Source organism: Cellulomonas sp. SLBN-39 (assembly GCF_006715865.1).
Lineage (GTDB): Bacteria > Actinomycetota > Actinomycetes > Actinomycetales > Cellulomonadaceae > Cellulomonas.
The window spans coordinates 3,743,496-3,767,468 of record NZ_VFOA01000001.1 but is presented as its reverse complement, the minus strand read 5'-3'; the positions used below and the strand labels follow the sequence as shown (position 1 = coordinate 3,767,468).

Annotated in this window: 18 protein-coding genes; 8 read left to right on the top strand and 10 right to left on the bottom strand. The window is 75.0% G+C overall.

Features of this window, described 5'->3' with window-relative positions; all coding sequences use genetic code 11:
• The first annotated feature begins 33 nt into the window (after positions 1-33).
• From FBY24_RS17125 to FBY24_RS17110, 4 genes are all read left to right on the top strand, one after another.
• Positions 34-252, top strand: a complete 219-nt coding sequence (locus FBY24_RS17125; RefSeq protein WP_255432463.1) for a translation initiation factor 2 — start codon at positions 34-36, stop codon at positions 250-252.
• Between the two features lie 265 nt (positions 253-517).
• On the top strand, positions 518-3,277 hold the full coding sequence (gene acnA, locus FBY24_RS17120; protein WP_142162425.1) for an aconitate hydratase AcnA: 2,760 nt from the start codon (positions 518-520) through the stop codon (positions 3,275-3,277).
• Positions 3,278-3,432: 155 nt separating this feature from the next.
• Positions 3,433-4,707, top strand: coding sequence for a serpin family protein (locus FBY24_RS17115; RefSeq protein WP_222117261.1), 1,275 nt, complete (start codon positions 3,433-3,435; stop codon positions 4,705-4,707).
• Between the two features lie 38 nt (positions 4,708-4,745).
• Complete coding sequence (locus tag FBY24_RS17110) at positions 4,746-5,171, top strand: DUF1801 domain-containing protein (RefSeq protein ID WP_142162423.1); 426 nt, start codon at positions 4,746-4,748, stop codon at positions 5,169-5,171.
• A gap of 61 nt (positions 5,172-5,232) precedes the next feature.
• On the opposite strand, the gene FBY24_RS17105 is transcribed toward FBY24_RS17110, so the two are convergent.
• From FBY24_RS17105 to FBY24_RS17090, 4 genes are read right to left on the bottom strand one after another with little or no spacing between them, the layout of a single operon-like run.
• Positions 5,233-6,135, bottom strand: coding sequence for an aminoglycoside phosphotransferase family protein (locus FBY24_RS17105; RefSeq protein ID WP_142162421.1), 903 nt, complete (start codon positions 6,133-6,135; stop codon positions 5,233-5,235).
• The gene (locus tag FBY24_RS17100) at positions 6,132-6,812 is read right to left on the bottom strand and encodes a CoA pyrophosphatase (RefSeq protein WP_142162419.1); all 681 of its coding nucleotides are present in this window, start codon (positions 6,810-6,812) and stop codon (positions 6,132-6,134) included. The genes FBY24_RS17105 and FBY24_RS17100 overlap by 4 nt, the downstream gene beginning before the upstream one ends.
• Positions 6,809-7,522: a type 1 glutamine amidotransferase gene (locus FBY24_RS17095; RefSeq protein ID WP_142162417.1), complete on the bottom strand. Its 714-nt coding sequence runs from the start codon at positions 7,520-7,522 to the stop codon at positions 6,809-6,811. The genes FBY24_RS17100 and FBY24_RS17095 overlap by 4 nt, the downstream gene beginning before the upstream one ends.
• Positions 7,519-8,973, bottom strand: coding sequence for a GuaB1 family IMP dehydrogenase-related protein (locus tag FBY24_RS17090; RefSeq protein WP_142162415.1), 1,455 nt, complete (start codon positions 8,971-8,973; stop codon positions 7,519-7,521). The genes FBY24_RS17095 and FBY24_RS17090 overlap by 4 nt, the downstream gene beginning before the upstream one ends.
• A 52-nt stretch (positions 8,974-9,025) precedes the next feature.
• On the opposite strand from FBY24_RS17090, the gene FBY24_RS17085 reads away from it, so the two are divergent.
• The 4 genes from FBY24_RS17085 to pflA all read left to right on the top strand — a co-directional run bounded on the left by FBY24_RS17085 (position 9,026) and on the right by pflA (position 15,135).
• The gene (locus tag FBY24_RS17085; RefSeq protein WP_142162413.1) at positions 9,026-9,628 is read left to right on the top strand and encodes a DUF4126 domain-containing protein; all 603 of its coding nucleotides are present in this window, start codon (positions 9,026-9,028) and stop codon (positions 9,626-9,628) included.
• A gap of 155 nt (positions 9,629-9,783) precedes the next feature.
• On the top strand, positions 9,784-11,667 hold the full coding sequence (gene dxs, locus FBY24_RS17080; RefSeq protein ID WP_142162411.1) for a 1-deoxy-D-xylulose-5-phosphate synthase: 1,884 nt from the start codon (positions 9,784-9,786) through the stop codon (positions 11,665-11,667).
• 196 nt (positions 11,668-11,863) lie between these two features.
• Positions 11,864-14,131 carry a formate C-acetyltransferase gene (gene pflB, locus FBY24_RS17075; RefSeq protein WP_142162409.1) on the top strand — a complete coding sequence of 756 codons (2,268 nt, stop codon included), beginning with the start codon at positions 11,864-11,866 and terminating at the stop codon, positions 14,129-14,131.
• Between the two features lie 119 nt (positions 14,132-14,250).
• Positions 14,251-15,135, top strand: coding sequence for a pyruvate formate-lyase-activating protein (gene pflA / locus FBY24_RS17070; RefSeq protein ID WP_370511009.1), 885 nt, complete (start codon positions 14,251-14,253; stop codon positions 15,133-15,135).
• A 41-nt stretch (positions 15,136-15,176) separates the two neighbouring features.
• Here pflA and FBY24_RS17065 read toward each other — a convergent pair whose 3' ends face one another.
• The 6 genes from FBY24_RS17065 to FBY24_RS17040 all read right to left on the bottom strand — a co-directional run bounded on the left by FBY24_RS17065 (position 15,177) and on the right by FBY24_RS17040 (position 23,822).
• Positions 15,177-17,576 (bottom strand): S8 family serine peptidase, encoded by a 2,400-nt coding sequence (locus FBY24_RS17065; protein WP_142162405.1) that lies wholly within the window; start codon positions 17,574-17,576, stop codon positions 15,177-15,179.
• A gap of 123 nt (positions 17,577-17,699) precedes the next feature.
• The gene (locus tag FBY24_RS17060) at positions 17,700-19,835 is read right to left on the bottom strand and encodes a 3-hydroxyacyl-CoA dehydrogenase NAD-binding domain-containing protein (RefSeq protein ID WP_142162403.1); all 2,136 of its coding nucleotides are present in this window, start codon (positions 19,833-19,835) and stop codon (positions 17,700-17,702) included.
• The gene (locus FBY24_RS17055) at positions 19,832-21,091 is read right to left on the bottom strand and encodes a thiolase family protein (RefSeq protein WP_142162401.1); all 1,260 of its coding nucleotides are present in this window, start codon (positions 21,089-21,091) and stop codon (positions 19,832-19,834) included. Before FBY24_RS17055 ends, FBY24_RS17060 begins: the two co-directional genes overlap by 4 nt.
• 157 nt (positions 21,092-21,248) lie before the next feature.
• A complete protein-coding gene (locus FBY24_RS17050) occupies positions 21,249-22,514 on the bottom strand; it encodes an HRDC domain-containing protein (RefSeq protein ID WP_370511008.1) in 1,266 nt (421 codons plus the stop codon).
• Positions 22,515-22,624: 110 nt separating this feature from the next.
• On the bottom strand, positions 22,625-23,083 hold the full coding sequence (locus tag FBY24_RS17045; RefSeq protein WP_255432462.1) for a helix-turn-helix transcriptional regulator: 459 nt from the start codon (positions 23,081-23,083) through the stop codon (positions 22,625-22,627).
• Between the two features lie 157 nt (positions 23,084-23,240).
• Positions 23,241-23,822: a DUF3000 domain-containing protein gene (locus tag FBY24_RS17040; RefSeq protein WP_140459080.1), complete on the bottom strand. Its 582-nt coding sequence runs from the start codon at positions 23,820-23,822 to the stop codon at positions 23,241-23,243.
• Between the last annotated feature and the right edge of the window lie 151 nt (positions 23,823-23,973).

Here is a 23,973-nt window from a genome sequence, read left to right as displayed (position 1 = left end):
CGCGGCCACGTCGGCACCGTCCTAGCGTGGGTCGTGAGCCCGCCCACGCGGGCCCTCGACGACGAGGAGGAGCGGACCATGTCCGAGTCGCACGACGCCGAGAGCCGGCTCGCCCACGCCAGCCGGGTCGCGACGCAGGAGCTGCACAAGCAGGGCACGCCGGACTACGACCCCCGCGCCCACGAGCGTGCGGTCGAGGCCGAGCGCAAGGCGGCCGAGGCGGTCCGGGCCCAGCGCGAGGGCACGGCCTGACCGGTGCGCGCACACGGCCGGGCGGGGCCCACCCGCCCGGCCGTCGTGGTGCCGACGGGCGGGCGGCGACGGCGGGCGGGAGGTCCGTGCGCGCGGCCCGGTCGAGGGAGTAGCATGTATCTCGACATCAAGATATCTGCGTCCGCCCCGCCCCGGGTCCCGCGCCCCGACCGTCACGTCGGCGGCCCGGTCCCCGGCCGGGGGTTCGAGGACGTCCCCGGGCCCCCCGACTCGCCCGGGAACTCGCCAAGCGAAGGAGCCCCACGTGAGCAGCGTCGACAGCTTCGGGTCCAAGGGAACGCTCGAGGTCGGTGACACCTCGTACGAGATCTACCGCCTGGCCGCCGTGCCGGGCGTCGAGCGACTCCCGTACAGCCTGAAGATCCTCGCCGAGAACCTGCTGCGCACCGAGGACGGCGCGAACATCACCGCCGACCACGTGCGTGCGCTCGCGGGGTGGGACCCCGACGCGCAGCCCGACACCGAGATCCAGTTCACGCCGGCCCGCGTGATCATGCAGGACTTCACGGGCGTCCCGTGCGTCGTGGACCTCGCGACCATGCGCGAGGCCGTCGAGGAGCTCGGCGGCGACGCGTCGCGGATCAACCCGCTCGCCCCCGCCGAGCTCGTCATCGACCACTCGGTCCAGATCGACGTCGCGGGCCGCCGCGACGCCTTCGAGCGCAACGTCGAGCTCGAGTACGAGCGCAACCGCGAGCGGTACCAGTTCCTGCGCTGGGGCCAGACCGCGTTCGACGACTTCAAGGTCGTCCCCCCGGGCACCGGCATCGTGCACCAGGTGAACATCGAGTACCTGGCGCGGACCGTGATGACCCGCGAGGTCGGCGGTGTGCTGCGCGCGTACCCCGACACGTGCGTCGGCACCGACTCGCACACCACGATGGTCAACGGGCTCGGCGTGCTGGGCTGGGGCGTGGGCGGCATCGAGGCCGAGGCGGCCATGCTCGGCCAGCCGGTGTCGATGCTCATCCCGCGCGTGGTGGGTTTCAAGCTGACGGGCACGATCACGCCGGGCGTCACCGCCACGGACGTGGTGCTGACCATCACGCAGAAGCTGCGCCAGCACGGCGTCGTCGGCAAGTTCGTCGAGTTCTACGGCGACGGCGTCGCGTCGGTGCCGCTGGCCAACCGGGCCACGATCGGCAACATGAGCCCGGAGTTCGGCTCGACGGCTGCGATGTTCCCGATCGACCCGGTGACGATCGACTACCTGCGGCTGACGGGGCGGTCCGACGCCCAGCTCGCGCTCGTCGAGGCGTACGCCAAGGAGCAGGGCCTGTGGCACGACCCGAGCGCGCCCGGCTACGCCGAGCCGGTGTTCTCCGAGTACCTCGAGCTGGACCTGTCGACGGTCGTGCCGTCGATCGCCGGGCCGAAGCGTCCGCAGGACCGCATCGAGCTCTCGCGGGCCAAGGAGCAGTTCCAGCGCGACCTGCCCACCTACGCGCCCGAGGTGACCAACGGCGTCGACGAGGCCGAGCGCGAGTCGTTCCCGGCGTCGGACTCCCCGGCGATCACGTCGACCGCGACGCGCACGTACCCGGTGACGGACGCGGACGGGCGGACGTTCGACCTGTTCCACGGGGCGGTCGCGATCGCGTCGATCACGTCGTGCACGAACACGTCGAACCCGTCGGTGATGATGGCGGCCGCGCTGGTCGCCAAGAAGGCCGTCGAGCGCGGGCTGACCGCCAAGCCGTGGGTCAAGACGTCGATGGCGCCGGGCTCGCAGGTGGTGACGAACTACTACGAGAAGGCCGGCATGTGGCCGTACCTGGAGAAGCTCGGCTTCCACCTGGTCGGCTACGGCTGCGCCACGTGCATCGGCAACTCCGGACCGCTCGACGAGCACGTGTCCGCGGCCGTGCAGGAGCACGACCTCGCGGTCGCCGCCGTGCTGTCGGGCAACCGCAACTTCGAGGGGCGCATCAACCCCGACGTGAAGATGAACTACCTCGCGTCCCCGCCGCTGGTCATCGCGTACGCGCTGGCCGGGACGATGGACTTCGACTTCGAGTCCGACCCGCTGGGCCGCGACGAGGCCGGGCACCCGATCTTCCTGCGGGACATCTGGCCGACGCCCGACGAGGTGCAGGCGACGATCGACTCCTCGATCGACCGGGCGATGTTCACCAAGGACTACGCCGACGTGTTCTCCGGCGACGAGCGGTGGCGCGCGCTGCCCACGCCCGAGGGCAGCACCTTCGAGTGGGACCCGCGCTCGACCTACGTGCGCAAGCCCCCGTACTTCGAGGGCATGGGCGCGACGCCCGAGCCGGTCACGGACATCACCGGGGCGCGGGTGCTCGCGAAGCTCGGCGACTCGGTGACGACGGACCACATCAGCCCGGCGGGGTCCATCAAGGCCGACAGCCCCGCGGGCCTGTACCTGGCGGAGCACGGCGTGGACCGGCGTGACTTCAACTCCTACGGCTCGCGCCGCGGGAACCACGAGGTCATGATCCGCGGCACCTTCGCCAACATCCGGCTGCGCAACCAGCTCGTGCCGGGCGTCGAGGGCGGCTTCACGGTCAACCACCTCACCGGCGAGCAGACCACGATCTACGACGCGTCGACCGCGTACCAGGCGGCCGGTGTGCCCCTGGTCGTGCTGGGCGGCAAGGAGTACGGCTCGGGGTCGTCGCGCGACTGGGCGGCCAAGGGCACGCGCCTGCTGGGGGTCCGCGCGGTCATCACCGAGTCGTTCGAGCGCATCCACCGCTCGAACCTCATCGGGATGGGCGTGCTGCCTCTGCAGTTCCCCGAGGGCGAGTCCGCGGACTCCCTCGGCCTGGACGGCACCGAGACGTTCGACATCGCCGGCGTGACGGCCCTCAACGCGGGCACGACACCCCGCACGGTGCGCGTCACCGCCACGCGGGCCGACGGCACGGTCGTCGCGTTCGACGCCGTCGTGCGGATCGACACCCCCGGCGAGGCGGACTACTACCGCAACGGCGGGATCCTGCAGTACGTGCTGCGCCAGGTCGCCGGCGTCGCCTGACCCCTACCGACCCGCACCGCCCGAGGGGCGTCCCGTCCGCGGGGCGCCCCTCGGTGCGTGCGGGTGCGGTGCGTGCGGGTGCGCTGCGCCCCGCGTGACGCGATCGTGACCGAGGTCCGGAGCGGGACGCCGTCGTCGCGTGCCACGATCGCGACGTGCGGACGGTGCGGGGGGCGCGGGTCACGGCGGTGCTGGTGGCGACGGCGGTGGTGGCCGGGTGCGCGGCGGCCGATCCGCCGCCGGAGCTGCGGGGGGACGCGGCCTACGTCGCGGTCCGCCTCGGCGACGCCCCGGCGGTCCTCGACGTGGTCGACGCGACGTGGGGGCTGGGGCTCGCGGCGCTGGCCGGCGCCGACGGCGACGCGGGCGCGGTGGTGTCGCCGTCCAGCCTGACGACCGCCCTGGCCATGCTCGCCGAGGCCGGCGAGGGACCCGCGGGGCAGTCCCTCGACGCTGCGCTGGGCGCAACCGGCCAGGAACGGACCGACGCCGTCGGCGCCCTGGTGGCCGCGCTGCGCCGCCTCGACGGCGACCCGGCCGCCGTGCGGGCCGGCGAGCTGCCCGAGGTGCCCGTCGTGCACACGGCCCAGCGTGTCGTGGTCGACGACGGGGCTGCGATCGACCCGGTGTACCTCGACCGGCTCACGTCCGCGTTCGACGCCGGGGTGCTGCGCACGGACCTCGGCACGGACGCGGGCACCGACGCCCTCGGGGCGTGGGTGCGCGAGCACACCGGCGGCCTCGTCGAGGACTCCGCGGTGGTGCCGGACGCGTCGCTCGTGGCGGTGCTGCAGGACGCGGTCGTGGTGGCTGCCGCCTGGGAGCAGCCGTTCACCGCGGAGGCGACCACGGCGGACCTGTTCCACGTCCCCGGGGCGGCGGCCGTCGAGGTGCCCACCATGCACGGCGCGGTCACCACGCCCTTTGTCGAGCTCGACGGGTGGCAGGCCGTGCGGATGCGGTACGGGTACGCCGGTGTGCTGCACGCCGACCTGCTGCTGCCGCCCGCCGGCTCGCCCGTCGCCGCCGACCCCGCCGGCGCCGACCTCGCGCAGGTCCGCGCGCTCGGGGCCGCCCTCGACGACGCGGCGGACGTGCCCGTCGACCTCGCGCTCCCGCAGGTGGAGATGCGCAGCGAGGTGGACCTGGGACCGGTGCTCGCCGACCTCGGGCTCGCCCCGCTGACCGTCACCGGCCTGCTCGCGGACGACGTGCCGGCGACCCTCGGCCAGGCCCGGCAGCAGGCGGTCCTGCTGGTCGACGAGGCCGGCACCCGGGCCGCCGCGGCCACCGAGATGGGGATGGCGGGCGGCGCCCCGCCACCCGATCCGGTCGCCGTGGTCCTCGACCGGCCGTTCCTCCTGGTGGTGAGCCACACCGGCACGGGGTGGCCCGTCCTGCTCGCGTCGGTGCGCGACCCCCGCGGCTGAGGCTCGTCACGCCAGCCCCCGGGTGCCATGCTCGGGTCGTGGCGCGCGAGGAGAACCCCACGACGGAGAACGACGGCGACGTCGGGGCGTTCCTCGACGCCGTCCCCGACGCGCGCCGCCGGGCCGACGCCTGGACGCTGCTGCCGCTGATGGAGCGCGCGACGGGGGAGCCGCCGCGCCTGTGGGGCACCTCGATCGTGGGGTTCGGCCGGTACCACTACCGGTACGCGTCCGGGCGGGAGGGGGACGCCGCGGCCGCGGGGTTCTCCCCGCGGCGCGCCGCCACCACGCTGTACGTCCCGCTGGGGTTCGACGACCTCGGCGACCTGCTCGCGCGCCTCGGACCGCACACGACGACCGTGTCGTGCCTGCACGTCCGACGTCTGGACGCCGTCGACCTGGGCGTGCTCGAGGAGCTGGTGCGCACGTCGTACGCGCGTGCGGTCGCGCACCGGTGGGAGTGACGCCGCCACGGTGCGGGCCGGCTGCGGGTGCCGCTGGTGACGGCCGCCGCCGGTGCGCCCGTCAGCCCGCGGCGAGGTGGTCGGCGGTGGCCCGGCCGACCGCTGCCATCAGCGGGTACTCGTCCGGGTGGGCGAGCAGCACCGGGACGTAGCTCGCGGCCCACGCCCGGGCGCGGACCCAGGTGGCCCCGTCCCAGCCGCGCAGCTCCTGGGTCCGGGCCACGAAAGCGGCTCGCCCGGCGTCGTCGAAGGTCATCCACGCGGTCGCGAGGTCGCTCGCGGGGTCCCCGGCGCACAGGTCGCCAAAGTCGATCATCGCCGTCAGGGTGCGTGCGTCCGCCAGGAGGTTGCCCGGGTGCGGGTCGCCGTGCACCCACATGGGCGGACCGTCCCACGCGGGGGCGGCCAGCCCGTCGTGCCACGCGCGCAGCAGCGCGTCCCGGTGCGGCAGCGTCGTCCCCGCCAGCCGGGCCCCGACCACGGCGTCCCGGTCCGCGAGGGGCACCCCCCGGAACGGGTTGTGCGACGCGTGCGGCGGGGCGGGGGTGTGCAGGGCGGCCAGCGCCTCGGCCAGCGCGGGGGCCCAGACGGTCCGACCGGCGACCGGTCTCGCCGCCACCACGTCGCCCGGCAGCCACGGCACGACGCTCCACGGCCACGGGTACCCGGCGCCGGCGCGGCCCACCCGCACGGGGGCGGGCACCGCCACCGGCAGCGTCTCGGCGAGCCGGGGGAGCCAGCGCTGCTCGTGCTCGACGAGCGGGGCGGCCGCCCCACGCACGGGGAACCGCAGCGCCAGGGCGTCACCGAGCCGCCACGTGAGGTTGTCCCATCCGTGCACGCGCCCGTGCACGGGTAGGCCGGCCAGGTCGGGGTGCTGGTCGGCGAGCAGCGCGTGCGCCAGGGCGGCGTCGACGTCGACCTCGATCTTCGGGTGCCGCGGCGGGCCGGGCGCCGTGCTCACGGGACGACGGTGCGGCGCACGTCCCACGGCACCGTCCACCCGAGGGCGTCGAGGACACCGTGCAGCACGATCGCGGTGAACCCCCACACGACCACCCCGTCGTCGAGCACGAACGCGGGCGTCCGGACGCGGCCGTGGCCGGTGCTGTGCTCCACGGAGCCGCGCCGGGCGGGGTCGAGGAGGTCGGCGACGGGCGCGCGGAACACGTCGACGGTCTCGCGGTGGTCGACCGCGGCCACGGCCGACGGTCGCGACCACCACGCCAGCACGGGGGTGACGAGGTTGTCGCTGACCGGCAGCGGCACGTCCGCGAGCGTCCCCAGCGGCTCCACGCCGGCCGGGTCGAGGCCCGTCTCCTCGACGGCCTCGCGCAGCGCCGCCCCCACGGGGCCGTCGTCCTCGGGGTCGATGCCGCCGCCGGGGAACGCGACCTGGCCCGGGTGGTGGCCGAGCGTGGCGGACCGGCGCTGCAGCAGCACGTCGAGGTCCGCGGGCACGTGCCCGACGCCGCCGGCGCCCGCCGGGTGGGAGTCGAGGACGCCGAACAGCACGAGCACCGCGGCCCGGCGGGCCCGGGCGGGGTCGCGCAGCGCCCGTGCCGGGTCCACCCGCCAGTCCACGCCGCGGGCCACCAGGCGCACGAGCTCGGCGCGCGCGTCGGTGCCCGGCGTCGTCATCCGCGGGCCCGGACCGTGCCCGCGAACGCCCCGAACGCCGCCGCGGCGGGCCCCGCGAGCGCGGGCAGGTGCCGGGCGCCGTCGGCGCGGATCGCGTCGACCTCGTGCTCGTCGAGCCCGGCCACCATGTCGGGCGTGCGCAGCCACAGGTCGAGCAGCGCCGCGTCGAGCTCGGGGTGGAACTGCACGCCCACGGCGCTGCCGGCGCGGAACGCCTGCACCGGTGTCACGTCCGACGACGCCAGCAGCGTCGCGCCCGCGGGCAGGTCCACGGTGTCGGAGTGCCAGTGCAGCACCGTCGCGCCGCCCGAGCCCGTGCCCAGGGGCGAGACGACGGGGTCGTCGGCGACGATCCTGACCGGGGCGAAGCCGACCTCGACCCCGGCGCGCCGGTGCAGGCGGGAGCCGAGCGCCAGCGCGAGGAGCTGGTGGCCCAGGCAGATGCCGAGCACCGGCACGTCCGCGTCGACGGCGGCCGCGAGCAGCGCCCGCTCGGCGGCCAGGCCCGGGTGCCCCGCGACGTCGTCGGCGTCCATCGGACCCCCCATGACCACGACGCCGGACAGCGCGTCGACCGCCGGCAGCCGCGGCTGCGGGTCGTCGAGCACCGTGCGGACCCGGTACGGGACGTCGCCCAGCGCGGCGGAGATCCGACCCAGGCCCTCGTGCGGTGCGTGCTGCAGCACGAGCACGGGACGCACGTCGGTCACCAGCCGTCGGGCAGCGGCCGGCCCTCGGCGTACCCGGCCTCGGACTGGATGCCGACGACCGCGCGCTCGTGCAGCTCCTCCAGGGACGTCGCACCCACGTACGTGGCCGCCGACCGCACGCCCGCGCTGATGTGGTCGAGCAGGTCCTCGACGCCGGGTCGGCGGGGGTCCAGGTACATCCGCGACGTCGAGATGCCCTCCTCGTAGAGCGCCTTGCGGGCCCGCTCGAAGGCGGTGCCGCCCCGCGTGCGGGCCGCGACGGCGCGCGCCGAGGCCATCCCGAAGCTCTCCTTGTACGCGCGGCCGTCGGCGTCGTGGTGCAGGTCGCCGGGCGACTCGTGCGTGCCGGCGAACCAGGAGCCGACCATGACCTGCGACGCGCCGGCGGCCAGCGCGAGCGCGACGTCGCGGGGGTGCCGGACGCCGCCGTCGGCCCACACGTGCCGGCCGAGGCGGCGGGCCTCGGCGGCGCACTCGAGCACCGCGGAGAACTGCGGGCGACCGACCGCCGTCATCATCCGCGTCGTGCACATCGCCCCGGGCCCGACGCCGACCTTGACGATGTCCGCACCGGCCTCGACGAGGTCGCGCACACCCTCGGCGGTGACCACGTTGCCCGCGACGACCGGCACCTGCGGGTCGAGCGAGCGCACCGCGGCCAGGGCGTCGACCATCTTGCGCTGGTGGCCGTGCGCGGTGTCGACGACGAGCACGTCGACGCCCGCGGCGAGCAGGTCCGCGGCCTTGGACCGCACGTCGCCGTTGATGCCGACGGCCGCGGCGATCCGCAGCCGGCCCTGCGCGTCGAGCGCGGGGGCGTAGATCGACGAGCGCAGCGCGCCGACACGGGTCAGGACGCCCACGAGGCGGCCGTCGCGCACGACGGGGGAGAAGCGCCGCCGCGAGCGGTGCAGCTGCTCGAACGCCTCCTCCAGCCCGGCGGGGCCCGCGCCCTCGACGACCGCGAGGTCCACGGTGGTGGGCTCGGGCGTCATCACCTGGTCGACCTGGGTGAACAGGTCGACGCCGCGGCAGTCCGCCTCGGTCACGACCCCGACGGGCCGCCCGTCGTCCACGACGACCGCGGCTCCGTGCGACCGCTTGGCGATCAGCGTCAGCGCCGTGTGCACGGTGTCGTGCGGCTGGACCACGGTCGCGGTCTCCACGACGGGATGCCGCTGCTTGACGCTCGCGACGACGCCGGCGACGACGTCGGTCGGGGTGTCCTGCGGGAGCACGGCGAGGCCGCCGCGGCGGGCGACCGTCTCGGCCATCCGGCGGCCGGCGACGGCCGTCATGTTGGCGACCACGATCGGCAGGGTCGTCCCGGTGCCGTCGACGCTGGTCAGGTCGACGTCGAACCGGGAGATCACCTCCGAGCGGGACGGGACGAGGAAGACGTCCCCGTAGGTCAGGTCGGAGGTCGGCGCGTGGCCGGGCAAGAAGCGCATGGGTGTTCCCCTTTCCGCCTCATGCTACCGGCGCCCCGGTAGGGTCACCCGCATGCTCGTGGCGCTCACCGGGGTGGGCCTGTCGGCCGCCGCCGGCCTCAACGCCTACGTCCCGTTCCTGCTCGTCGCGCTCCTCGCGCGGCTCACCGACGTCGTCGTGCTGCCCGACCCGCTGGTCTGGATGGAGAGCTGGTGGGCGATCGGCGTGGGCACGGTGCTGCTCGTGACGGACGTGGTGCTCGACAAGGTCCCCGCGGTCGACTCGGTCAACGACGCCGTGCAGACCCTCCTGCGGCCCGCGACCGGGGGCGTGGTGTTCGCCGCGACGTCCGCGGCCGAGCGCGTCGAGGGCTCCACGCAGGTCACCGGCCTCGTCGCGGAGCACCCGTGGGTGCCCTTCGTCGCCGGGGGAGCGGTGGCCCTCGCGGTGCACGCGGTCAAGGCGACGACGCGCCCGGTCGTCAACGCGGCCACGGGCGGGCTCGGTGCGCCGGTCGTCTCGACGATCGAGGACGGGGCCGCGGTGGGGCTGAGCGTGGCCGCGGTCTTCGTGCCCGTGCTGGTGGCGGTGCTGCTCGTCGCCGTGGTCGTCGCCGCCGTCCTGGTGCGCCGCCGCGCCCGGCGACGGCGTCCGCCCGGCCCGGCACCGGCCTGACCGGGTTCGGGGGGCCCGGCCCGCACGGCGCACGGCCCGTCCTGGGCACGTGCACAGGACGGACACATCGTGCGCGGGCCGCCTCCTGCACGGGCGCCTAGAGTGTGGGGGCTGGCCGTCCGTGCGGCAGCGTCGCCGCACCTGGGAGGAGACCCGTGGCCCTGCTCGACCGCATCACGTCCCCCGCGGACGTCCGCGCGCTGCCCGCCCGCCGCCTGGGCGACCTCGCGGACGAGATCCGTGCGTTCCTCGTCGACCGGGTGTCGCGCACCGGGGGGCACCTCGGCCCGAACCTCGGCGTCGTCGAGCTGACCATCGCCCTGCACCGGGTGTTCGAGTCGCCGCGGGACACGATGGTCTTCGACACGGGCCACCAGGCGTACGTGCACAAGCTGCTCACCGGCCGGCGCGACTTCTCCGACCTGCGCCGCCGCGGCGGTCTGTCGGGCTACCCGAGCCGGGCGGAGTCCGAGCACGACGTGGTGGAGAACTCCCACGCGTCGACCGCGCTGTCCTGGGCGGACGGCATCGCCAAGGGCCGTCAGCTCGCGGGCGAGCACGACCGCTACACCGTCGCCGTCATCGGTGACGGTGCCCTGACGGGCGGCATGGCCTGGGAGGCGCTGAACAACATCGCGTCCGGCTCGGACCGCCGGCTCGTGGTCGTCGTCAACGACAACGGGCGCTCGTACGCGCCGACGATCGGCGGGCTCGCCCACCACCTCGACACTCTGCGCACCACCCAGGGCTACGAGTCCGTGCTCACGTGGGGCAAGACGACGCTGCGCCGCTCGGGCGCGCCCGGCCGGTTCGCCTACGGGGCGCTGCACGGGCTGAAGAAGGGCATCAAGGACGTCGTCGCGCCGCAGGGCATGTTCGAGGACCTCGGCCTGAAGTACGTCGGCCCCGTCGACGGCCACGACGAGGGCGCGGTCGAGCGCGCGCTGCACCGTGCCAAGGCGTTCGGCGGCCCCGTCATCGTGCACGTCATCACCGAGAAGGGCCGCGGGTACTCCCCGGCCGAGCAGGACGTCGCCGACCGGTTCCACGCGGTCGGTCGCATCCACCCCGAGACCGGGCTGCCCCTCGCGCCGTCGCGCTTCGGCTGGACCAGCGTGTTCGCCGACGAGATCGTGCGGATCGGGCGGCGTCGGCCCGACGTCGTGGCGATCACCGCCGCGATGCTGCAGCCGGTCGGGCTGGCCCCCTTCGAGGCGGAGTTCCCCGAGCGCGTCTTCGACGTCGGCATCGCCGAGCAGCACGCCGCGACGTCCGCCGCGGGCCTGGCGTTCACCGGCCTGCACCCCGTGGTGGCCGTGTACGCGACGTTCCTCAACCGGGCGTTCGACCAGGTCCTCATGGACGTGGCGCTGCACCGTGCCGGGGTGACGTTCGTGCTCGACCGTGCCGGCATCACGGGCGACGACGGCGCCAGCCACAACGGCATGTGGGACCTGGCGATGCTCTCGATCGTCCCCGGGCTGCGCCTGGCGGCGCCCCGCGACGAGGAGACGCTGCGGGCGGCGCTGCGCGCGGCGGTCGACGTCGACGACGCCCCCACGGTGGTGCGCTACCCCAAGGGCGCGATGGGGGAGGCGCTCCCCGCGCTCGAGGACGTCGACGGCGTCGACGTGCTGGCCCGCCACGACGGCGGCGCCGGCGCCCGGAAGGTGCTCGTCGTGGGCGTGGGCTCGATGGTCCCGACCGCGCTGCGCGTCGGCGAGCTGCTGGCCGGCCACGACCTGTCCGTCACGGTCGTCGACCCGCGGTGGGTGCTGCCCGTGCCCGCGGCGCTCGTCAAGCTCGTCGGGGAGCACGACCACGTCGTGACGGTCGAGGACGGCCTCGTCGACGGCGGCATCGGCGCACTGACGGGCCAGCGGGCCCGTGAGGCGGCCTGCCTGACACCCGTGCAGTCCTTCGGCGTGCCCGCCGCGTTCCTCGACCACGCCACCCGCGACGAGATCGTCGACGAGCTGCGCCTGGGCGCGCACGACGTGGCCGCCGACGTGCTGCGGGCCCTCGGCGCCCCGTCCTGACCACCCGGTCCTGACCGGCCCGGTCCTGACAGCCTGGTCCTGACCGGCCCGGTCCTGACGGGCCGGGCCGGGTGGGTGATGTGGGCTGTGCCGTGCGTCACGCACGCTCGTGGCGGGGCGGGACCCAGGTCCCAAGACATCCCATCACTGGCCTCCTAGCGTGGTTCTCATCGACCCCGGACCCCAGGAGCGTCAGATGTCCATCACCGCCGTACCCAGCGACCGCGACACCGCCGTCCCGGCAGCCTGGGAGGGCTTCGCCACCGGGCCGTGGACCGACCACGTCGACGTCCGCGACTTCATCCAGCGCAACTACACGCCGTACACCGGCGACGCGAGCTTCCTCGCCGGCCCCACCGCCCGCACCACGGGCATCTGGGACCGCCTCAGCGCGATGTTCCCCGCCGAGCGTGAGAAGGGCGTCTACGACGTCGACCCGACCACGCCCTCGACGATCACGTCCCACGGCCCCGGCTACATCTCGAAGGACGACGAGCTCATCGTCGGCCTGCAGACCGACGCCCCCCTCAAGCGCGCGATCATGCCCAACGGCGGGTGGCGCATGGTGCAGACGTCGCTCGAGACCTACGGCTACGAGGCCCCGCAGCACGTCATCGACACGTTCACCAAGTACCGCAAGACCCACAACGCCGGGGTCTTCGACGTGTACCCGCCGAACGTGCGCGCCGCGCGCAGCTCGCACATCATCACGGGCCTGCCCGACGCCTACGGCCGCGGCCGGATCATCGGCGACTACCGCCGCGTCGCCCTGTACGGGGTCGACGCGCTGGTCGCGGCGAAGAAGCTCGAGAAGGCGTCCCTCGACATGGAGCGCTCCGTCGAGGACGTCATCCGTGACCGCGAGGAGCTCTCCGAGCAGATCCGCGCGCTCGGCGAGCTCAAGACGATGGCCGCGTCCTACGGCTACGACATCTCCGGGCCGGCGACCACGGCCCGCGAGGCCGTGCAGTGGCTGTACTTCGCGTACCTGGCCGCGGTGAAGGAGCAGAACGGCGCGGCGATGTCGCTGGGCCGCACCTCGACGTTCGTCGACGTGTACCTGCAGCGCGACCTCGCCGCCGGTGTCCTCACCGAGGAGCAGGCGCAGGAGATCGTCGACGACTTCGTCATCAAGCTGCGGATCGTGCGCTTCCTGCGCACCCCGGAGTACGACCAGCTCTTCTCCGGCGACCCGACGTGGGTCACCGAGTCCATCGGCGGCCTCGGCGAGGACGGGCGCCCGCTCGTCACCAAGACCTCGTTCCGGTACCTGCAGACCCTGTACAACCTGGGCCCGGCGCCCGAGCCGAACATGACCGTGTTCTGGAGCGAGCGGCTGCCCGAGGGCTTCAAGAAGTTCTGCGCGCAGGTCTCGATCGACACGTCCGCCGTGCAGTACGAGTCCGACGAGCTCATCCGCTCCTCGTGGGGCGACGACGCGGCCATCGCGTGCTGCGTCTCGCCGATGCGCGTGGGCAAGCAGATGCAGTTCTTCGGCGCCCGCGTCAACCTGGGCAAGGCGCTGCTCTACGCGATCAACGGCGGCCGGGACGAGATCTCCGGCAAGCAGATCGCCCCGGTCATGGCGCCCGTCGACGGCGAGGTGCTCGACTACGACGACGTCATGGCCAAGTTCGACAAGACGATGGACTGGCTCGCCGAGACGTACGTGGACGCGCTGAACTGCGTGCACTACATGCACGACAAGTACGCGTACGAGCGCATCGAGATGGCCCTGCACGACCGGACCGTGCTGCGCACCCTCGCGTGCGGCATCGCGGGCCTGTCCGTCGTGACCGACTCGCTGTCGGCGATCAAGCACGCCAAGGTCCGCGCCCTGCGCACGGCCGACGGGCTGGTCACCGAGTACGCCGTCGAGGGCGACTTCCCGACGTACGGCAACGACGACGACCGGGCCGACGACATCGCGGTGTGGATCGTCCGGCGCTTCATGGAGAAGATCCGTGCGCTGCCCACCTACCGCGGTGCGCTGCACACGCAGTCGGTGCTGACCATCACGTCCAACGTCGTGTACGGCAAGGCCACCGGGTCGACCCCCGACGGTCGCAAGGCCGGCGAGCCGTTCGCCCCCGGCGCCAACCCGATGAACGGCCGCGACACCCACGGCATGCTCGCCTCGGCGCTGTCCGTGGCCAAGCTCCCGTACTCCGAGGCGCAGGACGGCATCTCGCTGACCTCGTCGATCGTGCCCTCCGGGCTCGGCCGCACGAAGGACGAGCAGGTGACCAACCTGGTCGGCCTGCTGGACGCCTACGTGCTGTCGGCCGGGTTCCACATGAACGTCAACGTGCTCAACCGCGAGACGCTCCTGGACGCCATGGAGCACCCGGAGAACTACCCGCAGCTGACGATCCGCGTGTCCGGCTACGCGGTGAACTTCGTCCGGCTGACCCGCGAGCAGCAGCTCGACGTGCTGTCCCGCACGTTCCACGGCGCGGTCTGACCCGCCGTGCGACCCCGGCCCGCCCCACGCGGGCCGGGGTCGCACCACCGTCGGGCCCGCCCCGACCCCCCACCACCGGCACCACCCGCGCAGGACGACCGCAGAGCCAGGTGACGACGTTGACCGCCACGGACGAACGCCCCGGAGCCCCGGTCGTGCCCCTGGGGCTGCCGCTGGTCGGCGGCTCGCACACCCGCACCGCCGGCCACGGCACCGCCGGTCTGGAGACCACGGAGGCCGAACGCTCCGAGCGCCTCGCCGCCGTCCGTGAGGGCCGCGTGGGGTCCGTGCACTCCTGGGAGCTCGTGACGGCCGTCGACGGCCCCGGCACCCGTCTCACCGTCTTCCTGTCGGGCTGCCCCCTGCGCTGCCTGTACTGCCACAACCCCGACACCATGCAGATGCGCCGCGGGACGGACGTCACCGCCGACGAGATCCTCGCGCGCGTCGCCCGCTACCGCGGCGTCTTCACCGCGACCGGTGGTGGCCTGACCATCTCCGGCGGCGAGCCCCTGATGCAGCCCGCGTTCGTGCGCCGGCTCGTGCGCGGCGCCGCGACCATGGACGTCCCGGTGGCGATCGACACCTCCGGCTACCTCGGCGCGCAGCTCGACGACGCGACGCTCGACGACGTCTCCCTGGTGCTGCTCGACGTGAAGTCCGGCGACCCGGAGACCTACCGGCGCGTCACCGGGCGCGAGCTCGCCCCCACGCTGGAGTTCTCCCGCCGCCTGGCCGCCCGCGGGACGCGCCTGTGGATCCGGTTCGTGCTCGTCCCGGGCCTGACCGACGACCCGGCGAACGTCGCGGCAGTGGCTGACCACGTGGCCTCCCTCGGCCCCGCGGTCGAGCGCGTCGAGGTCCTGCCGTTCCACCAGATGGGCCGCGACAAGTGGGCCGAGCTGGGGCTGCGCTACGAGCTCGAGGACACCGAGCCCCCGACGCCTGAGGCCACCGAGGCAGTCCGTGACGTCTTCCGGGCCCGCGGTCTGACCACGCACTGACCGCCCCGGGTCGGCGCTCCCCGCGCCGCCCCGGGGAGCGGTCAGGACGTCTTGGCCCAGTAGGTCCCGCCGCCCACGACCTGGGCGTCCAGCCGCTCGCGGGGCACCCCACGCTTGAGGTCGGTGATCCACGTCTGCCGCTCGGTGGCGTTGGCGGGTCGCCCCAGGAGGAGGCGGAAGCGTCCGTCGATGTACGGGCCGAGGTGCTCGCTCGAGACCGCGAGCGCTGATGCCAGGCGCTGACGACCGGCGGGCGTCGCGGCGACCGGCACCCACGTGGACCGCTCCGAGGCCGTGGACGGTCGACCCAGCGCGTCACGGTAGGCACGGTCGACCCACGCAGCGGGTGTTCCGCCGGCCAGCCGGTAGTGCTCTGCCGAACCGAGGACCTGGGCCTCCACCGCCGTCAGGGAGGTGCCGGCGGCGATCTTGCTCCTCCAGGCGGCCAGCTCGGTGCTCGTCGGTCGGCGGTCCAGGTAGGTCGTGACGTAGCCGGTGACGGCGAGGTCGCGGGCCGAGGCGTTCGCGGTGAGCATCTGCGCGATGCTGGTGCGCGCCGCTGCGGTCGTCGCCTTCCGGCCCCAGGTCGTCACGTTCGTGGTGTCGGGGGACCTGCCGAGCAGATGACGGTGCGCGCGCTCGAACCACCGCTCGTTGCGGGTCGAGGTGCGCGCGGCCGTGAACGTGGTGGAGCTCGACCATGTCGCGGTCGTGCTGCCGATGCGGCTGGCCACGCGCACCCAGTTCTTCGTGCCGGCGGCCAGGCCGGTCAGGTCGCGGCTGCGGGTCGTCGATCCCACGATGCCGACCGTCGTCCAGGACTTCCCGTCCTTCGAGACCTGCACGGCGTAGTGCGTGACGAGGTCCGGTGACGTCGCGGGCGGCGCCCAGGAGACGATCGTCCGCGTCGGGGTCTTCCACGAGATGCGGACGGACTGCGGGGCGGACGGCTTGGCGAGGGTCGTGCCCTTCATGGCCGACGACCAGGAGCTCGTCCCGCCGCCGCTCGACGCCGAGACCCGGAACCAGTACGCGGTCCCGGACGAGAGCGACCCCACCGTGTGCGAGGTCGCCGCGGGGTTGCCGAGGGTGACGTCGGACCACGTGCTGCCGTTCGTCGACCTCTGCAGCCGGTAGGAGGTGGCGCCCGCGCTCGCCGTCCACGAGGCCGTCAGCCCCGTCAGGGTGGCGCCGGACAACGTGAGGCCGCCCGGTGCAGCCGGTGCGCCGGCCCCCGGGGTGGGCGTCGGGCTGGGCAGGGTGCTCGTCGTCAGGGTCGACACGTCGGCGGACAGCAGGCCGCGGGTCGTCGACGACGCCCCCGTGACCACCTGCCGCGCCGACGAGGTGAGCGTCTGCGCCACCTGCGCGGGCGTGGCCGACGGGTGCCGGGACAGGGCGAGCGCGGCGACGCCCGCGACGTGGGGCGCGGCCATGGACGTGCCGGAGCGCAGCTCGGCGCCGGACTCGTAGACCAGCGAGGTGGACACGATCCTGTTGCCAGGTGCGAAGAGGTCGAGGCAGGGGCCGTAGTTCGAGAAGTCCGCCCGGGCGTCGTGCTCGTCGGACGCGCCGACCGTCAGCACCGACGGCGCTCCGGCCGGCGACTTCGTGCACGCATCGGCCGTCTCGTTGCCGGCGGCGGCCACGACCACGAACCCCTGCTCCTCCAGCGCCTCGACAGCGGCGTCGAGCGGGGTGTCCCGCGGGCCGCCGAGGGACAGGTTGACGACGCCGCGCACCCCGGCCGGGTGCGTCGACGCGATCCAGTCGAGGCCCGCGATGACCGTCGACGTGGTCCCGCCACCGGTGCAGCCGAGCACCCGGACGGGGACGACGGTCGCCTTCTTGGCGACGCCGAAGGTCGTGCCGGCGGCGATGCCGGCCACGTGGGTGCCGTGACCGTGGCAGTCGGCGGTGCCGTTCGCGTCGCCGGTGGTGTTCGTGCCGGCGGCCAGGCGGCCGCTGAGCTGCGTGCCGCCCGTGACGCCGGTGTCGACGACGTACACACGCACGCCCTGACCGGCCTTGTCGTCGTAGGTGAAGCGCCCGTCGAGCGTGGGGCCGGCCTGGTCGAGCCGGTCGAGGCCCCACGGTGTGGACGACGTCTGCGTGGCGTCGACGGAGTACACGTGCTCCGGCGACACCGCGTCGACCGCGGGTGCGGCCTCGAGACTCGCCAGCTGCTGGGGAGCGAGGTCGACGGTCAGCGACCCGAGCTCGTCGAAGGTCTCCTCCGGCGTGACGCCCAGCCCGGCGAGGACCTCGGTGACCTTCTCGAGGTCCTCGCCCTGGACCACGTACGTGGACGTCTCGGCACCGACGGGCACCGCCGCCCCGACCGGGGAGGCGCTCGCTGCGGCGGTCTGGCACAGCAGGACGACGACGGTGCCTGCACCGACCGTCCCGAGCAGTCGGGACCGTGCTCGTCCTCGGGTCATCGGTGCAGCCCTCCCGCGGCCGCGCGCACGGCGGTCCACGTCGTGGTCATCGTCCGGAGGATCGCGAAACTGAGGCGTTGCCCCGGGCGAGATCTCGGGTGACGTGGCCCGCCGTCGCGCCGGTCAGTCCGGGGCGACCGACGCGACCCCCACGGGCAGCAGGCGGCGTCCCAGCACCCGCTCGGACGTGCCCGTGCGGTCGAGGTACGGCGTGATGCCCCCGAGGTGGAACCCCCAGCCGGCACCGAGGACCATGCACAGGTCGACCTGCTGCGGCGTGGTCACGACACCCTCGTCGAGCATGTGCCCGATCTCCACGGCCAGCGCGGTGCGGACCGCGTCGAGCACGCCCGCCTCGTCGAGCGGCGCGTCGGCGGACCGGTCGCGGGCCGCGTCGAACACGGTCTGCACGGCGGGGTCCACACGCTGCGGCAGCCCCTTGGCCGGGGCAGGGCGCACCACGGGCGTGCCCTCGGCGACGAGCTTCTCCAGGCCCGCCGAGCGCGGGAACCGCTCGCCGAGCCCGGCGCGCAACGACGTGAGCACGTGCAGCCCCACCGCGGGGCCGACGAGGTCGAACAGCGCGAACGGCGGCATCGGCAGCCCCAGCGGGTCCAGGGCGCGGTCGGCGACCTCGACCGGGGTGCCGTGCTCGACGGCGTCGACGACCACCCCGAGCAGGAGGACGAGGAGCCGGTTGACCACGAAGCCCGGCCGGTCCGCGACGAGCACGGCCGTCTTGCCGAGCCGGTCGGTGACCGCGAACGCCGTGGCCAGGGCCGCGTCCGACGTGGTCGTCGCGCGGACGACCTCGACGAGCGGCATCGCCGCGACGGGGTTGAAGAAGTGCAGGCCCACGACCCGCTCGGGGTGCTCCAGGTCGGCGGCCATCGCCGTGACCGACAGGGCCGAGGTGTTCGTGGCCAGCACCGCATCGGGCGCCACGACCTGCTCGAGCTCGGCGAAGACGCGCTTCTTCAGCTCGAGCACCTCCGTGACGGCCTCGACGACGAGGTCGCAGCCGGTGAAGACGTCGAGCTCGGTCGAACCGGTGATCGACGCGACCAGCCGTGCCCCGGCGTCCGACGTGACCCGCCCACCGGTGACCAGCCGCTCGACCGCGGCACGCACGGCCGCCAGCCCCTGCTCGACCCGGGCGGGGTCGATGTCGCGCATGACGACCGGCACGGCCAGGCGCCGGGCCAGCAGCACCGCGATCTGCGCGGCCATCAGCCCCGCACCGACCACGCCGGCCTTCGTCACGGGCTGCGCGAGCGCGGGGTCGGGGGCCCCGGTGGGGCGACGCCCGGCCTGCACGAGCCCGAACGCGTAGACGCTCGCGCGCATCTCGTCGCTCATGATCAGGTCGGCCAGCGCCTCGTCCTCCGCCGCGAACGCCGCGTCCCGGTCGGCCTCGCGCGCGGCGGCCATCAGCTCCAGCGCGCGGTAGGGCGCCGGGCGGGAGCCGTGCAGGGTCGCGTCGAGACGCTCGCGGGCCGCACCGGTGACGGCTCGCCAGGTCGCCGCGTCGTCGAGGGGGCGGCGGGGCACGACCACGTCGCCCGCGAGCACGCGGGCGGCCCACCGCACGGACTCCTCGAGGAAGTCCGCGGCGTCCAGGACGACGTCCACCAGGCCAAGGTCGGCGGCCTCCTGCGCGCTGAACGGCTTGTTCGCCGCCGGCCGCGCGAGGACGACGTCCACCGCACGCTCGATCCCGACCAGGCGCGGCACGAGGTACGCCCCGCCCCACCCGGGCACCAGCCCCAGGCCGGTCTCCGGCAGCGCCAGCGCCCGCACGTCGGCCGCGACGGTCCGGTGGTCGCAGTTGAGCGCGACCTCCAGGCCGCCGCCGAGCGCGACGCCGTTGACGAACGCGAACGTCGGCACGCCCATCTCGCCGAGCAGCCGGTACGCGGCGTGCCCGCCCCGCCCCAGCCCCAGTGCCTGCTCCCGGGAGGTGACGCCCGCGACCTGCGTGAGGTCGGCGCCCGCGGCGAGGTAGTACGGCTTGCCGGTGACCGCGACGGCGGCGATCTCGCCGGCCCGGGCGCGTGCCTGCAGCGCCGTGAGCACGTGCGTGAGCCCGGCGATGCCCTGCGGGCCGAGCGTCGTCGGCTTGGTGTGGTCCAGGCCGTTGTCGAGCGTGACGAGCGCGAGGGTGCCCAGCCCGTCGGGCAGGGGCACGTCGCGCACGAGCGCGTGCGTCACGCGCTCCGGGCGGGGGCCGGCCCCGTGGGCCGTTCCGGTGGAGCTCATCGGGCGTCCTCCTCGCGGGTCGTCGTGCCGGTCCAGTGCGGGTTCTCCCAGACGACGGTGCCGCCCTGGCCGAGGCCCACGCACATCGTCGTCAGGCCGTAGCGGACGTCGGGGCGCTCGGCCATCTGCCGGGCGAGCTGAGCCATCAGCCGGACGCCCGACGACGCCAGCGGGTGCCCCACCGCGATCGCCCCGCCGTACGGGTTGACCCGCGGGTCCTCGTCGTCGATGCCGAACGCGTCGAGGAACGACAGCACCTGCACCGCGAACGCCTCGTTGATCTCGATCAGACCGATGTCGTCCATGGTCAGACCGGCCCGGTCGAGCGCCTTGTGCGTCGCCGGCACCGGGCCCAGGCCCATGACGTCCGGGTCGACGCCGGCGTACGCGAACGACACCATCCGCAGGCGCACCGGCAGGCCCAGCTCGGCGGCCACGTCCTCGGCGGCGAGCACGCACGCCGCGGCACCGTCGGTCAGCGGCGCGGAGGTCGCGGCCGTCACGCGCCCGCCGGGACGGAACGGCGTGGGCAGGCCGGCGACGGAGTCCAGCGTGGTGCCCGGACGCGGCGGCTCGTCCGCGGTGGCCAGCCCCCAGCCGCGCTCCGGGTCGCGCAGCGCGACCGGCACGAGGTCGGGGGTGATCGCGCCCGCGGCCAGCGCGCGGGCGTACCGCTCCTGGCTGCGCACCCCGTACGCGTCGGCGCGTGCCCGGGTCAGCGCCGGGAACCGGTCGTGCAGGTTCTCGGCCGTGACGCCCATGTTCAGCGCGTCGGGCGCGACCAGCCGCTCGGCCAGGAACCGCGGGTTCGGCTCGGCGTCGAACCCCATCGGGTGCCGGCCCATGTGCTCCACGCCGCCCGCGACCGTCACGTCCTGCGCGCCCACGCCGATCGCGGCGGCCGTCGTCGTCACGGCCGTCATGGCGCCCGCGCACATGCGGTCGATCGCGAACCCGGGGACCGTGGCGGGCAGCCCGGCCAGCATCGCGACCGTGCGGCCGAGCGTCAGGCCCTGGTCGCCCTGCTGGGTGGTCGCCGCGAGCGCGACGTCGTCGACACGCTCCGGCGGCAGCTGCGGGTGCCGGCGCAGCAGCTCGCGCACGGTCTTCACGGCGAGGTCGTCCGCACGCGTGTGGGCGTACAGGCCGTCCTTGCGGGCCCGGCCGAACGGGGTGCGGACCGCGTCGACCATCACGACACGGCGGACGGCCCCCGGCGCACGGGCGTCGGCGGGCGGGCGGGCAGAGGTCGTCATCGGGTCCTCCTGGGACGGCGTTGTCCGGTGCCGGGGCCACCCGGCGGTCACGCCGCCCACGGGACGTAGGTCCCTGGCGGCGCGAAGCTACTCAAGAGTAACCACGCTCCGGGCCGCTTGTCAGGACCCCGCGACCGGACCCGCCGTACGTGTGCGGTCAGGCGTCGACGAACGCCGCGGCGACCCGGTGCCCGAGCAGCTCGACCTGCCACGCGCGCGCCCCGCCCGCGACGAGCGCGGCGCGCACGGCCTCCTCGGTCGCGGGCAGTGGCGGCGACCAGCACACCCGGCGCAGCAGGTCCGGCTGCAGCAGGTTCTCCACCGGCACGTGGTGCTCCACCGACAGCGCCGTGACGACCTCGCGCGCCGCGGCGAGCCGCCGCGCGGCCGCCGGGTCGCGGTCGGCCCACACCCGCGGCGGGGGAGGACCGTCGCCCGCCGGTCCGCGTGCCGACGGCAGCTCCTGCTCGGGCAGGGCCACGGCCCGGTCGATCGACTGCTGCCACAGTGCGGCGCGTCGACGCGTGCCCTTGCCCGCGAACTGGGGGAGCGCCACGAGCTGGCCCACCGTGCGCGGCAGCGCCTGCGCGGCGGCGACGATCGCCGTGTCGGGCAGCACCCGCCCCGGGGAGATGTCCCGCTCGCGGGCGTTGCGGTCGCGCGTCGCGTACAGCTCGCGCACCACGGCCAGGCGCCGCTGGTCACGGATCGTGTGCAGGCCCGAGACCCGGCGCCACGGCTCGACGCGCGGCGCGGGCGCCGGTGCTGTGCGCACGGCCTCGAACTCCTGCCGCGCCCACTCGGCCTTGCCCTGCTCGGCCAGCCGCTCGGCGAGCACCTGGCGCACCTCGACGAGCACCTCGACGTCGAGGGCCGCGTAGCGCAGCCACTCCTGCGGCAGGGGCCGGGTCGACCAGTCGACCGCGGAGTGCTCCTTGGCCAGGCCCAGCCCGAGGGTGTCCGCGACGACCGCAGCGAGCCCGACGCGCTCCATGCCCAGCAGCCGCGCGGCGAGCTCGGTGTCGAACACCCGGCTGGGCCGCATGCCCTGCTCGACGAGCCCGGGCAGGTCCTGCGACGCGGCGTGCAGCACCCACTCCACGCCCACGAGGGCGTCGGACAGCGCGGACAGGTCGGGCAGCGCGACGGGGTCGATCAGCGCGGTGCCGGCGTCCTCGCGGCGCAGCTGCACGAGGTAGGTGCGCTGCCCGTACCGGTAGCCGGACGCGCGCTCGGCGTCGACGGCCACGGGACCGGTGCCCGCCCCGAAGGCCTCGACGACCGCCGCGAGCGCCGCGGGGGTGTCGACCACGGGGGGCACGCCGTCGGCGGGCTCGAGCAGCGGGACGACAGCAGGGGGTGCGGGCTCCGGGCGGTCGTCGACGCCCGGGCCCGGCGCATCGGTCGGCACCTCGGTTCCCACGGGTCAACGGTAGGCGACGTGCGGGGCGCGCCGGTGCAGCCCGGCACGCGCGTCGCGTGTGACGTGCACCGACGCGCCGGTGCGCGCGCAGAGGCGGGTGCCGGCCGGTGTCAGTCGATGAGGCCGGTGCGGATCGCGATCGCCACGAGCTCGGCGCGGTCGCCCGTGCCGAGCTTGCGGGAGATGCGGGCGAGGTGGCTCTTGACGGTGAGCGCGGACAGCCCGAGGTCCTCGCCGATGAGCTTGTTGGTCCGGCCCTGGGCGACGCACGTGAGCACGCTGAGCTCGCGGGCGGACAGCTCCGCGGTCGGGACCGTCGGGGCGGGCGGGGGCGGGGGCGTCGGGGCGACCGCCTCCGTGGTGCTGGCCACGCCGCCGCGCAGGCCGCCGCCGAGCAGGGCGCGCAGCTCGGCCCGGCCGGCCTGGCGGGCCAGCACGACGACGCGCGCGGCACCGCGCCGGCGCAGCGTGGCGACGAGCGCCTCGCCGTCGCCGGGGGCGATCTGGGTGACGACCACGCACATCGGGTGGCGCACGGGCGCGGCCGGCGCCCGACGGGACGTCGGCACGTCCGTGACGCTCGACGCACGCCGAGCCGGGAGGGCGCGGGGGTCGCTGCGGCGGAGAGGCTCGATGGTCACACCTGCCCCATCGGCACCACCTGCCGCGGACTTGAGGAACGGGGCCGGCATCCGGCTCCTCTCGCAGGTCAGGGGCGGGTGGTGGTCAGCGGCGGGGGAGCGGGACGACGCCCTCGGGCAGCGGCGGCAGGCCCGCGGCCGTGCACAGCAGCGTGGTCCACGCCGTCAGGTGCGGGGCCAGCCGTTCGTCCCACGAGGTCCACGACGCGCGGATCTCCAGCTCGGACTGCTCCTCGCGGCGGTCCAGGGCGCCGAAGCTCTGCGAGAGCACGCGTGTCACGGTCCCGCCGGCCGCGTGCGGGTCGACGCCGGCGGAGCCGAGGGCGTCGAGGAACCACGTCCACGCGACCTCGCCGAGCAGCGGGTCCGCGCCGACCTCCTCCTCCAGCGTGGCCCGTACGAGCGTGACCAGGCGGAAGGAACCCTCCCAGGCCTCCTGCCCGGCGGGGTCGTAGAGCACGACGAACCGCCCCGAGGCGAGGTCCTGGGCGGCCACCGAGCGTCGCGCCGTGCGCACCTCGGCGGTCAGCGCCGCGGAGTACGGGGCGATCCGGGCAGGTCCGGTCACCTCCTCCAAGGAGACCTCGGGTCGTACGGGCACGCCGCGCAGCGACCGCAGCGCGCGGACGAACTCGGCAGGGACGTCCTCCGGTCCGGGGGGGCTCACGCGGTGAGCGTACGCACGCCGTGCGCCGTCTCGACGTCCGGCACGCCGCACGTCACCCGGGTGCGGCGACTAGTCTCGTCGCCGTTGCACATCCGGCGCGCGTGCGTCCGTCGTTGCTGGTCGCGCGCGCCGTCCCTCGGCGCAAGGAGTC

Coding starts and splice junctions, on each gene's coding strand:
- FBY24_RS17065 (WP_142162405.1), bottom strand. CDS start 17,576: ATGACCCGAGGACGAGCACGGTCCCGACTGCTCGGGACGGTCGGTGCA.
- FBY24_RS17090 (WP_142162415.1), bottom strand. CDS start 8,973: ATGCGCTTCTTGCCCGGCCACGCGCCGACCTCCGACCTGACCTACGGG.
- FBY24_RS17100 (WP_142162419.1), bottom strand. CDS start 6,812: ATGACGACGCCGGGCACCGACGCGCGCGCCGAGCTCGTGCGCCTGGTG.
- pflB (WP_142162409.1), top strand. CDS start 11,864: ATGTCCATCACCGCCGTACCCAGCGACCGCGACACCGCCGTCCCGGCA.
- FBY24_RS17055 (WP_142162401.1), bottom strand. CDS start 21,091: ATGACGACCTCTGCCCGCCCGCCCGCCGACGCCCGTGCGCCGGGGGCC.
- FBY24_RS17085 (WP_142162413.1), top strand. CDS start 9,026: ATGCTCGTGGCGCTCACCGGGGTGGGCCTGTCGGCCGCCGCCGGCCTC.
- FBY24_RS17060 (WP_142162403.1), bottom strand. CDS start 19,835: ATGAGCTCCACCGGAACGGCCCACGGGGCCGGCCCCCGCCCGGAGCGC.